The organism is Arcicella rigui (assembly GCF_034929435.1).
GTDB lineage: Bacteria > Bacteroidota > Bacteroidia > Cytophagales > Spirosomataceae > Arcicella > Arcicella rigui.
Genome location: NZ_JAYFUM010000016.1, coordinates 109,474 through 123,771, shown reverse-complemented (window position 1 = coordinate 123,771; position 14,298 = coordinate 109,474). Strand labels below are relative to the sequence as shown.

Genomic DNA, 14,298 nt, shown 5'->3' with positions numbered 1-14,298 from the left:
ATTTGAACATTAAATACTGAAAATCAAATAGTTAATATTATTATTCAGTAAAACAATGTTATTAATTCTAAAATTTACGATTTATTTTGATATTTATCGACCGAATCACGGACTAAATAACCGCTTACTCCTGCCGAACCACCAACTAATCCACCAATCAAAACGGAAATAAAAATTAGTAAACCAGCGTTTCCGTTCAATGGTAAAATAGAAGCAATTTTAGTAGAAAGTATGCCATCCGTAGCAATATGATAGTACAGAATAATCATCAGCCAGAGTATCGCTATGGCTACAAAGCTCTTACGAAAGGCTTCGCCACTCGACTTGGCTTGTAGATAACAACCCGTAAAAGCAGCAAGGGCTATTACCCACCAATCGAAAAAGTATTGGCTCACAAAAGCTAACATAATAATCAGTGATGTTAGCGGACTAAAAAATGACGTTCCTAATTTCTTTAAAAAAGAGGAAGATTCTTGTGTATTTTTAACAGTATTTTCAGTCATTGTTTGGCTAATTTAATAGGTTAGCGATGAGCTTTCGGTCATCAGCTATCCAGAAATATCATTAAATGATTTAAAAAATTTGCTTTAAGCTGTAAGCTTTAGCAATAGGCAAAATGTTATTTTTCACGATAAAAAGTATTTTTGCTTATTGCCTAAAGAAACTAATAAGCTCCAATCGCTACTTTGTCAGTTTAATCGTCTTTTTAATTCTTGCTGATTTTTCGTTTTTGTTTTGAAGGAATAATAATTCATTCAATTTTCCTTGTCGCCAAGTTTCAATCATATCGTCGTAATGTGGGCTTCCAGGATTTCCAGACTGTCCGCCCGGAATTACACCATAGGCTTTTACAGCGTTATTTTTTCCTAATTGTACAACCATTCTCCACGACGGCCCCGTGCGTTCGGTTATAGCATTAACAATACCTGCACCGCCACCAATTTTTACATCCATTTTACTGAAAGCATTCAAGCCCGGAATCAAGTGTTTAATATCAGTTGATTTATAATTTGCCCAAGCCCAAGCTGTACCAATATCAGATTTTTGCCATTTCGTTAGGCTGTCCAAAGTAGCAGTTAAAGAAGTACTTGCCAGTTCTTCCAAAGTTTCTACTTTGTTTTTGGTGTTTACATTATCAAACCATTTTGCTGTTGGATTTTGCTTGATAAGTTGAATCGTTTTATCTACCGAAGGGTACTTCATCGGAATATTTTCGTCATAAGCAAATTCATCTTTCCAAACAGATTCGTACAAGAAATTAGCCCACGTTTCAAAAATCGTCGGAGCAATTTCGTCTGGGTCATTTCTTTTATTCCAAGCTTGTAAAATTTTAATGGCTTTGGCTTGTTTAGGCGTTGGCGTTTTTACTAAGCCGATTAATTGCGTAAGAATACCATTCGCCTTTAGGTTGAAATTATCATTTTGTAAACCTCTCATGCTATCAACAGTTACTTTAGTCATTGCCTCCAAACGCTGATTGATACGTCTTCCACGTTCGGAAGGAGCAAATTCCCAGTTGATATAATAAGGATAAGAGGGGTCTGTTGAGAATTGATTTGCCGAACTAACAAAACCTCTTGACGGGTTTTTCACATGTGGATTGTGTGCGTGCGGAATAAAACCTTGCCAATCGGCAGTTTTATCGCTTCCGTCCAAGATATACTTTCCTTGTAGTTTTGCTTTTAGTGGAAATTTGCCATTTACCCAAAGAGCAATATCGCCTTGGTTGCTGGCAAAAACAAAATTTTGGGCTGGAGCAGAGTAAAAACTCAAGGCTTTTACATAATCATCATAATTTTTTGCTCGGTTCAATTGATAAAAAGTAGTCAATTCTTGAGATTTATCATGAGCAATCCAACGCAAAGCATGCCCCGTGGGAATATTTTTCTTGAATGGTTTTTCAGCATCTAAATATACAATTGGGCCATGATGGGTAAATAAAATGGTATCTCTAACGATTTCACCATTTTTCATAATAAAACTTTCAGGACGCTTCGTGATTTTCTTCCATTGTCCGTCGTGCCAATACTCATTCATTTTGGCATCTTTGAATTTTACTTCATACCAATCCACAATGTCCGCTCCAACGTTGGTAACACCCCAAGCGATGTCACGATTGAAACCGCCAATTACATTTGGCGTACCTGGCATTGTAGCTCCATACACATTTACACCAGGGCCAACCAATTGCATCTGATACCAAATAGAAGGTAAACTTAGCGTAAGGTGTGGGTCGTTTGCTAAAAGTGGCAAACCCGAAGCCGACTTTGAGCCACTTACCGCCCAGTTGTTTGAGCCAATCCCTTTGTCTCTTTCAGGATGTGCTTTCATACTTCCCATGCCTACAAAATCTGCTGGAGCTTTTGGTAAAGGCAGTGGCGTAAAGTCTTGTGGCGTACCTGTGGGAATGATGGGACTTTCTTCAAAAGGATAATTCGGGAAAAGTTCTTCCGCTACTTCTTTGCCATACTTTCTTAGAATATTGGTCATTCGTAAATCGTCTGTACCAGAAGCCAAAACAAAAGACATATTTTTCAAGAACAATGCACTTTTCAGAGGAGTCCAAAGCTCTGGCTGATAACCTAATAACTTGTATTCAACAGGTAATGTCCTTACTGATAATTGATTGATATAAGCATTTACTCCTTCAGAATACGCCTCGAGAGCCACTTTCGACTTAGGGTCTTCCATCATACCAGTCAACGATTTTTCAGCTCCATATACAGCTCCCATTCGGCGGTTATAACGGTCCGACTCCAAAGCTTTTTCGCCTACAATTTCTGTTAAGCGACCAGCCGCATAGTGCGTCTGAAACTCCATTTGCCAGAGTCTATCTTTTGCCGTAACATAGCCCTGAGCCATGTATAAATCGTGGTCATTATTAGCAAAAATGTGCGGAATTCCCAATTCGTCATACGCTACGGTTACTTCATCTTGCAAGCCTATTAATTGTAAAGAACCTTCTAAAGACTTATCGCTAAGAGGTTTTTCGCCATTTACCCAAAAACCAGTAAAGGGACTAAGAAAACGACCAAAAGCAGGAGCAGAACCCCAACCTCTGTTGAGTGCATAACATAAACTTGCGGTAATCGCCAGCGATGCTATTGTTTTGAAGTATTTCATTGAAAATGAGAAATGTTAGTTTGACGATAATTGCACTAATTTAGAGAAATTTTATATTAAACTTAGTTGAAATCAAAAATTAAGCAGGGAATAAACATTTTAATTGCCCCACAGAACAGTTCTGACAAGAAATTACAACAAGACTGTTACTTTAGCTGTTAACAAAAAGGATTCAACATAATACTCTTAATCTTAAATAATGTATCTACTTCAAAAAATACAAAATTGATTACACATTTTATCATTTTCCTAATAAAGGACAATTTTCAAAACAAAATAAAATTTTATTACAAAACATTATTTCAATACAAACTGTTAATTTTACAAAATAAAACCAAATTATATTTTACCAAGCAATCAACACTTAGTGTTTTATACCAAATATTAAAAAATTATTACTCCTCTAAAAAAATCACAAAACCCAAATCGTTTGAGCCATTTTTTTCGTATTGGCAATAACGCAACCCCCACAATTACCATAATCATCACTTTATAAAACAACAAAGATTCAAGAATGAAGTTATCAATATTGTTCTTTCTCTTAATTTCCACCTTTTGGTTCACCTTTGGGATTTACCATAGTCCAGTTTTTATAAAGTATCATACTGCAAATAAGTACCGCAAAAAAAGTATTTCTACCAAACAAGTCAACAAAGTTCAAACTTCTACGCTTGTACAAACTGTAAAAAGTAAAGCCAATAAAGTACATGAAGAAGCCACGATTGTCGGACAGAAAATTCCTATCGACGCTAAACGCTGGTATCAACTAAATCATATCAAACAAGGACTTGGACCATTATTCGATGGTTCGACGGAAACGGCTGTTCCGACAGACTGGGAAAGACTTTTGCTAAATTTTGATGCCTATTATCCTTTGAAAGAAGGAGAAAAAATAGAAATCCAAAGTATTAGATTTTATGATGGCGAAGGCATAGAAACCAATACGCCATTCCGCCTTTATGGTATTACGGATAAATGGAAAAGAGTATATATCGCTACTTTCACGGGTGAAAGATATAATCAATGGGTTGGGCCAAATCCTCCGCCAAATAATAGCTTTGTCCTTAGTAATCCACCAACCGAAAATTTTAGGTACTTATTAATCAATTGCTACGGAGAGTATCCTACTGAAATGGAGCTTTACGGCAATTATACTCCTCCAACAGTAAAACCGAAAGTTCGTGTGGAAAAAAATATCAAAATGAAAGATAATTTTGGTATTAATGCCTTTGAATGGGATTTTTTACAAAGAGACGACGCTTCTAAAATCGACGAAAAAGAAATGGCAACCTTCGCTCCTTTTTCGTGCTTCCGTCAGTACATGGATTGGAACAGAATTGAACCTTTCAAACAAAAATACACGTACAATCCCTGTTACAGCGGTGGCTGGAATTATGATATAATTTATGAACGTTGTAAACAAGAAAACATAGAAGTATTACCCTGCTTACAAGGGATTCCGGAATGGATGTATGAAAACAATCCAGAAGAAAAACGTAATTCAGATTTAGTGCCTGTGATATATGGAAAAGATTTTGCAGACCCTCACTCCTACATCGAACAAGCACAAGCTGGATTTCAATACATTGCTCGCTACGGAAGTAATACAAATATTGACACTACTTTACTTACGATTTATGACCAACCTCGATGGACAAACGACTATGTGAATGTCCGTAAAGTAGGACTTGGCATAGTAAAGTACATCGAGTGTGGCAACGAAAGAGACAAATGGTGGAAGGGAAGAGACTACTACCAAACTGCCCGTGAATATGCCGCTAATCTTTCTGCATTTTATGATGGACACAAAAATACGATGGGCATTGGTGTTGGCGTAAAAAATGCCGACCCTACCGTAAAAGTAGTAATGGCAGGTTTGGCTTATGCTTCTACGGATTATGTAAGAGGTATGATTGACTGGTGCAAAGAGTTCAGAGGTTACAATCCCGATGGCTCAGTAAATATTTGTTGGGATGTTATTAACTATCACTTGTATTCCAACGATAGCAATTCAAACCAAACAGGTAATGCTACTCGTGGGGTTGCTCCAGAAGTTTCTAATGCAGGAGAAGTTGCCAAAGAATTTGTACAATTGGCACATGAGGAATTAAACGATATGCCTGTATGGATAACAGAATTAGGCTATGATTTGAATCAGAAAAGTCCTCTAAAGGCAATTCCTATTGGCGATAAACCAGCTATTATGACGCAAGCTGACTGGGGTTTACGTTCTGCTTTGATGTATAATCGTTTGGGAATTGCAAGAAGTTTTTTCTATATGTTGACCGATTTCGACATTAATAATGGTACGCAGTTTGCCTCTTCTGGTTTGATTGATGCCAATAAAAATCGTCGCCCTTTGGCTGATTACTTATACCAAACAAAAAATTTATTAGGCGAATATATTTATAAAGAAACCATTTCACAAAACCCACTGGTAGATAGATATGAGTTGGATGGAAAATCTGCTTATATGCTGGTTGTACCAGACGAAAAAGGAACAACAATAGACTACACTTTAAAATTAAAACGTATCAAAGACATTCAGATATTTAAACCCAAAGCAGGCAGTGATACAATGGACAGCCAAGGTATGAAAGAGTGTTCGGGAAAATTTAATTTACAAGTAAGCGAAACACCGATGTTTATTATTCCGGGAACTGTAAGAGACCCCAATATTACAGACGAATGTCCGCCAATTGAAGATGAACCCGAAGAAGAAATAATACTTGGCACAGAAGAAAATATCAACGCCACAATTTTCCCGAATCCAACTTCGGAAGTTTTATTCATCACAACAGCCAATGTCAACTTAATCAATACAATTAAACTAATTGGATTAGACGGAACTACGGTTTTGAAAACCAACACATATCCAACCAATGGCATTGATGTAAAAAGTCTTCCATCTGGCAATTATGTACTTTCAATTGGCTTGAAAAATGGTAAAGAAGAAATTCAAAAAGTAAGTATTGTGAAGTAAATACGCTAAAAACAAAAACGAGGCATACAAAGTATTATCTTTTGTATGCCTCGTTTTATTGAAATTAATTTAATTCCTAATTCTCAACTCAAAACTCCTCATTCAAACAACTATCTCATTCTATCCGCTGATTTTACCAACATTTCATCTCTACGAATAAAACGGTTGGCAATCATATTTGCTAATAAAGCAACAACCATCGCCATAAATCCAGAACCGTAATCTCCTTGTGAAGCTGGTTCAAACATTGGAACGCCTACTTTGAATACTTGATAAAAAGTATAACCCAACGACACCGCAATTACCACCGAATTCACCACGCCCAATGTCATTTGTAAAACTCTTTTTTTGTATTGTGTAATTGAGAAAATTGCTACCAAAGCAGCCAAAATAGCCAAAACGCCAATCACTGCTGTACTTGAAGCAAGTACACAAGCATTGCCTTTAAGGTGTTCTAAATTAAAAGCCGAAAGTTGTACTTTTTCATTTAAAGTAGCACTACTTTTTTCCCAAATAGGTAAAGCCGTTACTGATGCCATTGCCACTGCAACCACAAGTAATAATAATGTTTGAATTCTCTGAAGCATTTCTTTGTGTATCGTAAATGTTAATTTAATCCGACAAAGTTCTAAAACTTTATGAAAGTACGCAAGTGGAGTATTTTAAACTTGAATATACTTCGCTGCAATTTTTGCCGAAGAAATCGCCAATGGGATTCCTCCGCCCGGATGTACGCTTCCGCCCACGAAGTATAAGTTTTTAATTTTAGACGAGAAATTGGCATGACGCAAAAAGGCGGCATAACGATTATTCGACGAATTGCCATACAAAGCTCCTTGTGCCGACGAAGTTTTAGATTCAATCGTGCGTGGGTCGAGGATTTCTTCGCATTCAATCAAATCGCCAATATTTTCGCCTAAAATTCTTGATACTTTCTGAATCACATTTTGGCGAGTATCCGCAATGATTTTATCCCAATTTTGTCCTTCGTTTGCGGGTGCGTTGATGAGTACAAACCAGTTTTCACAGCCTTCTGGTGCATCGTCTGGTTTTAGTTTTGAAGTAATGTTGATATAAACCGTTGGGGCTTTGCAGATAGTTTTTTCTTGAAACATCGTGTTAAATTCTTGCTGATAATCATCACTAAAGAAAATATTATGCAAACCCAGTTCAGCAAATTGCTTTTTGATTCCCCAATAAAAAATCACGCCTGAACTACTTTTAGGTTGATTCAGTAAACGGTCTGGATGTTTTTGATTGGGCATCAATTTCCGATAAGTAGGCGTTACGTCCATGTTGGAAACTACTATGTCATAAGCTTTGCTGATATTTTTCTCCGAAATATTACTGTAACGAATCCCCGAAACTTTATCTTTTTCTACCAAAATTTCTTCTACTTTACTTTCATAGAAAAACTGTACGCCCAAATCTTCCGCCAATTTCACCAAAGAATTGGTAATAGAAACCATGCCTTTTTTCGGAAAAAATGCACCGATATTATACTCCAAATGCGGAATGATATTCAAAGTAGCAGGCGTTTGGTAAGGGTCTGAACCATTATAAGTAGCGTAACGATTGAAGAGTTGAACGATTTTCGGGTTTTTAAATAGCTTTTCATTGGCATCGTTCATCGTTCCGAAAATACCAAGTTTGGGTAAATTCAAATATCCTTTTAGGGCTTTGGCGGATGTCCAAGTAGAAAGTTTATGCAAAGAATCTTGTAAAAACAGTCCGTCGAGTACTTCATATTTAAAAGCACTATCTTTCAAAAAGTCAAGAATTTTCTGGGCTGGCTCGCCCGTAACGTCTTCTACTTCTTTGGCAAAGCGTTCATTTTCAGCCCAAGCGGTGAGTTTTGTAGCATCTTCCCAAAAATAATGACAAATATCTGGCAACTTTATGTACTCGAAATATTCTTTGGGATTTTTGCCCACTAATTCAAAAAGTTCTTCTACTAAATTGGGCAAAGTAAACAGCGAAGGGCCAGCATCAAAACGATAACCATTCAAGTCAAAACTGCTTAATTTGCCTCCAGCGTAGGAATTTGCCTCAAAAACTGATACTTCAAAGCCTTTATGAGCCAAGCGAATGGCTGTTGAAATTCCTCCGATACCTGCACCGATGATTGCTACTTTTTTCATAAATCAGTACCACGATTTTCCAAATCGTGGATTTTAAAAACTTTTAATTCTTCAAAATTTTATCAATCTCACATAATTAGCAATCTTTAAACCAGTCAAATAGTTTTCAAAACGTCTAATTTCTGTAATTTTGCAAAAAATAAAAACTTACCACAAGTTTCTGCCTTTCTGGAATTGGAAAATTCCTATTGATTTTCGCAACAAAAGCCTGTGGCAGGATATAATTCTTTATGCTCAGAACACACAATAATGGCGAACTCCGCCTCACTAATGTAAACCAAACCGTTACCCTCTGCGGATGGGTACAAAAAACACGTGACAAAGGCGGCATGATTTGGATTGACCTCCGTGACCGCTACGGAATTACGCAGTTGATGCTTGAAGAAGGCAAAACGCCTAAAGAAGTGTTGGATTTAGCTCGTACTTTCGGTCGTGAGTTTGTTATTTCGGCTACTGGATTAGTCGTAGAACGTCTTTCTAAAAATGATAAAATTCCAACAGGTGATGTAGAAGTAAAAGTAACTTCTTTGGAAATCCTCAACCCAGCCAAATTACCTCCGTTCTTGATTGAAGACGACACCGATGGCGGCGATGATATTCGTATGAAGTATCGTTACTTAGACTTACGTCGTAATCCTGTAAGAGCCAACTTACAGTTGCGTCATCAAGTTGCTCGTTTTACAAGAGATTATCTCGACAGACAAGATTTTATAGAAGTAGAAACGCCAGTGTTGATTAAATCGACACCAGAAGGAGCAAGAGATTTTGTTGTGCCTTCAAGAATGAATCCGGGCGAATTCTACGCTTTACCTCAGTCACCACAAACATTTAAGCAATTATTGATGGTTTCGGGCTTCGACCGTTACTACCAAATTGTAAAATGTTTCCGTGATGAAGATTTACGTGCTGACCGTCAGCCTGAATTTACTCAGATTGACTGCGAAATGTCGTTTATCGAACAAGAAGACGTATTGAATATGTTTGAAGGTTTGATTCGTCATTTATTCTTGAACGTAAAAAATATGGAATTGGGCGAAGTATCACGTATGACTTATGCACACGCCATGAAATATTATGGTTCTGACAAACCAGATATTCGTTTTGATATGAAGTTTGTAGAATTGAAAAGCGAAGAAATTGACCTGACTTCGGGTAAAAACTTTGTAGTTTTCGATTCAGCCGATACAGTAGTTGGTATCAATGCAAAAGGTTGTGCAGAATATACTCGTAAGCAAGTGGACGAATTGACTGATTTTGTGAAACGTCCACAAATTGGGGCAAAAGGTTTGATTTACCTTCGTTACAATGCCGACGGTACTTTAAAATCTTCAGTAGATAAATTCTATTCAGAAGAAGATTTGAAGAAATGGGCAGAGGCTTTCGGAGCAGAAAAAGGAGATTTAATCTTGATTCTTTCTGGAAATGGCGATAAAGTACGTAAACAATTGAACGAATTACGCCTTGAAATGGGTAATCGTTTAGGTTTGCGTGACCCTAAAAAATATGCAGCACACTGGGTTATCGACTTCCCTTTATTGGAGTACGGCGAAGAAGAAAACCGTTGGTTTGCGATGCACCACCCATTCACAAGTCCGAAACCAGAAGATTTGAAATATTTGGAAACAGGAGAATTAGGAAAAATTCGTGCGAACGCTTACGACTTAGTTATCAACGGTGTTGAAGTAGGCGGTGGTTCTATTCGTATTTTCCAAAAAGAATTACAAGCTAAAATGTTTGAAGTACTTGGATTCTCGGACGAAGAAGCAAAACACCAATTTGGTTTCTTGATGGATGCTTTTGAATACGGAGCTCCTCCACATGGTGGTTTGGCATTCGGTTTCGACCGTCTTTGTTCATTATTCGGTGGTTCAGATTCAATCCGTGATTTCATTGCCTTCCCGAAAAACAATTCAGGACGTGATATTATGATTGATTCACCTTCAACAATCGACCAAAAACAAATGGATGAATTAAAAATCCGCACGGTGCTTTAATATTAAATATTTGTAGCAATAAAAAATCCCTGCAATAAGTAATTTCTTAGCTCATTGCAGGGATTATATTTTTATTGAAATTGATTACTCAACAATACCTAATTGAACAGTATTCGTTTTCAATTTTTTATCAGAAGGAACACTCAAAGTAGTTACATAAGTATCGCCAACTTCCAATAAACCTTTTTCTTTCAAGAAGTCAGTCATACCTTTTACGGTAGCGGCTACATCATCGCCTTTTGGTTCATAATAGAAAGCACTTGCTCCCCAAAGTAATCCCATTTCTTGTTGTACAGCTTTGTTTGAAGTAAAGATAAACAAGCCAGCTTTAGGACGGTGAGCCGACAAACGGAAGGCAGTATAACCACTGTTTGTGATACACAAAATCGCTTTTGCTTCAGTATCACGAGCTAAACGACAAGCACCAGCAATCATACGGTCGTTTAATGGATATTCTGTTTTAAGATTTCCTAAAGAGTGATTTTTGAAGTAAATAGAAGCTTCGTCACCTTTTACGATTTTAATCTCATTTTGTTGTTGTTCAACTACTTCTTGAATATGAGCCATCGTTTCAACCGCTTTCAATGGATATGCTCCAGAAGCAGATTCACCACTCAACATCGTTGCAGATGCCCCTTGCAACACTGCGTTAGCAACGTCGGTAGTCTCTGCACGAGTAGGAACAGGATTAGAAATCATTGATTCTAACATTTGAGTTGCCACAATAACAGGCTTGCCTGCTAATGTACATTTATCAACCATTAGTTTTTGCAAATGTGGTACTCTTGCACCGTCGATTTCCACACCCAAGTCACCACGAGCAACCATGATAGCGTCTGTTGCTTCTACGATTTCATCCAAATTCTCGATAGCAAACGGAGTTTCAATTTTGGCAATTACTTTTGTATTTTTTCCATAAGCCTTAATTCTATTTTTAATATCATGAATATCAGCAGCAGTACGAACAAAAGAAAGAGCAATCCAGTCAACGCCATTGTCCAAACCAAAATATAAATCTTTAAGGTCTTTTTCAGTTAAACATGGTAAAGAAACTTTTGTACCTGGAAGGTTGATACCTTTCTTAGATTTCAAAACACCACCATAAATAACCTCAGTAATAACCTCTTTCTTTTCTTTGTCAATTTCTAAAACCTTAACTTCCAAGTTACCATCGTCCATCAAAATTCTTTCTCCTACGTTCACATCTAAATACATAGAAGTATAAGTAGTTCCTACACGTTCAGAGTTTCCTAATAAATTTTCATCCATTACAAATGTCAACTTATTGCCTTTTGTGATAGTTACACCATTATTCTCAACAAGTTGTGTACGAATCTTTGGGCCTTGTAAATCTTGAAGAACGGCAAGATTAATATCTAACTCCTCAGCAACTTCTCTGATTGTTGTTAATCTCTTTAAGTGGTCTTCATGCGTTCCGTGCGAAAAATTTAGTCGGAAAATATTTACGCCAGCTTTTGCAAACTCAAGCAACATCTCTTTTGTTTCAGATGCTGGACCTACTGTTGCTACGATTTTAGTTTTTCTTTGATAGGACATATTTCTGTTAATTGTTCAATCTTGAATAGTTCAATTAGATAATATAATGCGAAATTACATTTTACAATTTATACTATGAATTAAATTACTGTCTTTTCTTTGATAAGTTTTATTTTACGACTGCAAATATAATTTTATCAAGAAAATAAATAACCAAATCAATAGTATATATTTTAGTAAAATGTAAAGTAATATTTGGTTAATTGGAATCTATGCAATTTATTCTTTTTCAACAAAAAATCCCATAAATGACAAAACATTCATGGGATTTTTAAATACTAAAACAGTTATTAGGCTACTTCTTTTTCTAATGCTATAAAATTGACTAACTCTTTTGAACGATTGTAAATCGGTAAAATTTCTACATCACAGACGTACAATTCACCAGTTTTTCGATAATTGAGTACTTGTCCCGAAAACTTTTTTTCTTGTTCAAGGCTTTCTCTAATCATTTTTCTGACAGAAACAGAGGTTTCTTTTCCTTGTAAAAATTTAGGCGTTCGCCCCAATGCTTCATTGGCCGAATAGCCCGTCATTCTGGTAAAACCTCTATTTACCCACTCAATTTTCTGACTTTTACAAGTAATAACAATCGCATTGCTGGGTTGTTTCAAAAAAGTTTTGAGTTTCTCTAATTCAAAATACCAATGATGATGAGCAGCAAAACTACTTAAAACATCAAATTCAGAACTTCCTTCTCGTGAAATTCCCATAAACTCATAAGCATGAAGTAGAGGGCTTTTTAAGTGTAAATCAACGAAAGTATCGCAAAAAGAATGAGGAGAAAGTCTTAGCATTTTCTTAGTTAAAATAAAATTGGGAAACTCTTTATTTAGGTATAAATATTTGTCGAAGTTATTTGTTTTGTTTTTTTTGAATTTTGTTTGCAAAAATATTCTTACATATTCGATTTTAAATTGACTTAATACTTCAATGGCAAAATCGTAATTTGAGGATAAAACCAAATATCTTTGCGAGAGAGAAATTTAAAAATCATAAAGAAGTGAATCTAAAAGCCCTAAAACACATTTATTTTCTTGGAATCGGCGGTATCGGTATGTCGGCTATTGCTCGTTGGTTTATTGCAAATGGCTACGCTTTGGCTGGCTACGACAAAACCGCTACGCCACTGACCAACGCTTTGCAAGCAGAAGGAATTGCGGTACATTTTACGGATGATGTGAATGAAATTCCTGCCGAGTACTTGGCAAACCCTGCCGAAACATTAGTTGTTTACACGCCTGCTATTCCGAAAGACCATAAAGAGTTTAATTACTTAAAAGATAATGGTTTTACTTTGATGAAACGTTCGCAGGTTTTAGGTCTTCTCACCGAAAGTTTCTTTACCATCGCCGTTTCGGGAACACATGGCAAAACCACTACTTCGTCTATGGTTTCGCATATTCTGAAAAATGCAGGAAAAAATGTGACGGCATTTTTGGGTGGAATTACGCAGAATTATGGTACAAATTTTTTAATCAATGAGTCGCCCGATGATGTAATTTGTGTAGTAGAAGCCGACGAATTCGACCGCTCGTTTCTAACCTTATTTCCAGATTTAACCATCGTTACTTCAACCGATGCCGACCATTTGGATATTTATGGCGACCATAGCCAATTGTTAGAATCTTTCCAATTATTCGTTTCACAATTGAAAGAAGGTGGAAAGCTTTATCAAAGAAAAGGTTTGAATTTAGAAGGTTTTACTAACAATCAATCTGCCGAATACTCTTTGAAAGAAGGAGATTTTTATGCCCAAAACCTCCGCATCGAAAATGCTGAAATGGTTTTTGACATCATTTATCCGAATGGCATTATTAAAGATTGTACTTTACTAACGCCCGGTTTTCATAATGTTGAAAATGCTTTGGCGGCTACGGCTGTGGCTCTGGAAGTAGGACTTAGCCCCGAGCAAATCAAGGAAGGAATTTGTACTTTCGGAGGCGTAAAACGTCGTTTTGAATATCATGTTCGTTCAGAAAAAGTGGTGTATATTGATGATTATGCTCATCATCCTACCGAAATTCAGGCATTTTTGTCTTCTGTAAAAGCCCTTTATCCTACTCGTAAACTTACGGTGATTTTCCAACCACATTTGTTTACTCGTACTCGTGACTTCCAAGAAGGCTTTGCAGAAAGTTTGAGTTTAGCCGATGATTTGATTTTGTTAGACATTTATCCCGCCAGAGAATTACCTATCGAAGGCGTTACTTCTGATATTATTTTTGAAAAGGTTACTTCTCCAACAAAAGTACTTTGTACAAAAGAAGAGGTAATGAATATCATCGAAGAAAAGCAGCCTGAATTAATCGTAAGTGTAGGTGCGGGAGATATTGATACTCTGATTCCTAAAATTCGTGAGTGGGGAAATGGAAGGTAATTATGAGTTTTGAATTATGAATGTACGTAATATTTCATCCATAATTAGCATATTTCTTAAAGCAATAGATTTATTGTAGCAACAAACTCTTGCGGTTGTCTTGCCTAAAAAAATCTCAAA

At 36.5% G+C, this 14,298-nt stretch carries 9 protein-coding genes; 3 read left to right on the top strand and 6 right to left on the bottom strand.

Annotated elements, in window-relative coordinates; translation table 11 throughout:
* Positions 1-74 precede the first annotated feature (74 nt).
* Together VB248_RS14180 and VB248_RS14175 are read right to left on the bottom strand one after the other, a co-directional pair.
* Entirely contained in the window at positions 75-503 is a 429-nt protein-coding gene (locus VB248_RS14180) for a hypothetical protein (protein ID WP_323297449.1), read from the bottom strand.
* Between the two features lie 178 nt (positions 504-681).
* Positions 682-3,123, bottom strand: a complete 2,442-nt coding sequence (locus VB248_RS14175; RefSeq protein ID WP_323297448.1) for a penicillin acylase family protein — start codon at positions 3,121-3,123, stop codon at positions 682-684.
* Between the two features lie 514 nt (positions 3,124-3,637).
* Here VB248_RS14175 and VB248_RS14170 point away from each other — a divergent pair.
* A complete protein-coding gene (locus VB248_RS14170; protein ID WP_323297447.1) occupies positions 3,638-6,106 on the top strand; it encodes a T9SS type A sorting domain-containing protein in 2,469 nt (822 codons plus the stop codon).
* Between the two features lie 110 nt (positions 6,107-6,216).
* Here the strand turns inward: VB248_RS14170 and VB248_RS14165 are convergent, their stop codons facing one another.
* Entirely contained in the window at positions 6,217-6,693 is a 477-nt protein-coding gene (locus VB248_RS14165; RefSeq protein WP_323297446.1) for a DUF4293 domain-containing protein, read from the bottom strand.
* Positions 6,694-6,768: 75 nt separating this feature from the next.
* The gene (gene crtD, locus VB248_RS14160; protein ID WP_323297445.1) at positions 6,769-8,247 is read right to left on the bottom strand and encodes a 1-hydroxycarotenoid 3,4-desaturase CrtD; all 1,479 of its coding nucleotides are present in this window, start codon (positions 8,245-8,247) and stop codon (positions 6,769-6,771) included.
* Positions 8,248-8,477: 230 nt separating this feature from the next.
* On the opposite strand from crtD, the gene aspS reads away from it, so the two are divergent.
* The gene (aspS, locus tag VB248_RS14155; RefSeq protein WP_323297444.1) at positions 8,478-10,241 is read left to right on the top strand and encodes an aspartate--tRNA ligase; all 1,764 of its coding nucleotides are present in this window, start codon (positions 8,478-8,480) and stop codon (positions 10,239-10,241) included.
* Between the two features lie 84 nt (positions 10,242-10,325).
* Here aspS and pyk read toward each other — a convergent pair whose 3' ends face one another.
* Positions 10,326-11,798 carry a pyruvate kinase gene (gene pyk / locus VB248_RS14150; protein WP_323297443.1) on the bottom strand — a complete coding sequence of 491 codons (1,473 nt, stop codon included), beginning with the start codon at positions 11,796-11,798 and terminating at the stop codon, positions 10,326-10,328.
* 290 nt (positions 11,799-12,088) lie between these two features.
* Positions 12,089-12,595 (bottom strand): PAS domain-containing protein, encoded by a 507-nt coding sequence (locus VB248_RS14145; RefSeq protein WP_323297442.1) that lies wholly within the window; start codon positions 12,593-12,595, stop codon positions 12,089-12,091.
* Positions 12,596-12,801: 206 nt separating this feature from the next.
* Here VB248_RS14145 and murC point away from each other — a divergent pair, with 206 nt between their 5' ends.
* The gene (murC, locus tag VB248_RS14140; RefSeq protein WP_323297441.1) at positions 12,802-14,178 is read left to right on the top strand and encodes a UDP-N-acetylmuramate--L-alanine ligase; all 1,377 of its coding nucleotides are present in this window, start codon (positions 12,802-12,804) and stop codon (positions 14,176-14,178) included.
* Positions 14,179-14,298: the final 120 nt, after the last annotated feature.

Excerpts from the sequence above, each read along its gene's own strand:
- pyk (WP_323297443.1), bottom strand. The coding sequence starts at position 11,798 with ATGTCCTATCAAAGAAAAACTAAAATCGTAGCAACAGTAGGTCCAGCA.
- VB248_RS14165 (WP_323297446.1), bottom strand. The coding sequence starts at position 6,693 with ATGCTTCAGAGAATTCAAACATTATTATTACTTGTGGTTGCAGTGGCA.
- aspS (WP_323297444.1), top strand. The coding sequence starts at position 8,478 with ATGCTCAGAACACACAATAATGGCGAACTCCGCCTCACTAATGTAAAC.
- VB248_RS14170 (WP_323297447.1), top strand. The coding sequence starts at position 3,638 with ATGAAGTTATCAATATTGTTCTTTCTCTTAATTTCCACCTTTTGGTTC.
- VB248_RS14175 (WP_323297448.1), bottom strand. The coding sequence starts at position 3,123 with ATGAAATACTTCAAAACAATAGCATCGCTGGCGATTACCGCAAGTTTA.
- VB248_RS14145 (WP_323297442.1), bottom strand. The coding sequence starts at position 12,595 with ATGCTAAGACTTTCTCCTCATTCTTTTTGCGATACTTTCGTTGATTTA.
- crtD (WP_323297445.1), bottom strand. The coding sequence starts at position 8,247 with ATGAAAAAAGTAGCAATCATCGGTGCAGGTATCGGAGGAATTTCAACA.
- VB248_RS14180 (WP_323297449.1), bottom strand. The coding sequence starts at position 503 with ATGACTGAAAATACTGTTAAAAATACACAAGAATCTTCCTCTTTTTTA.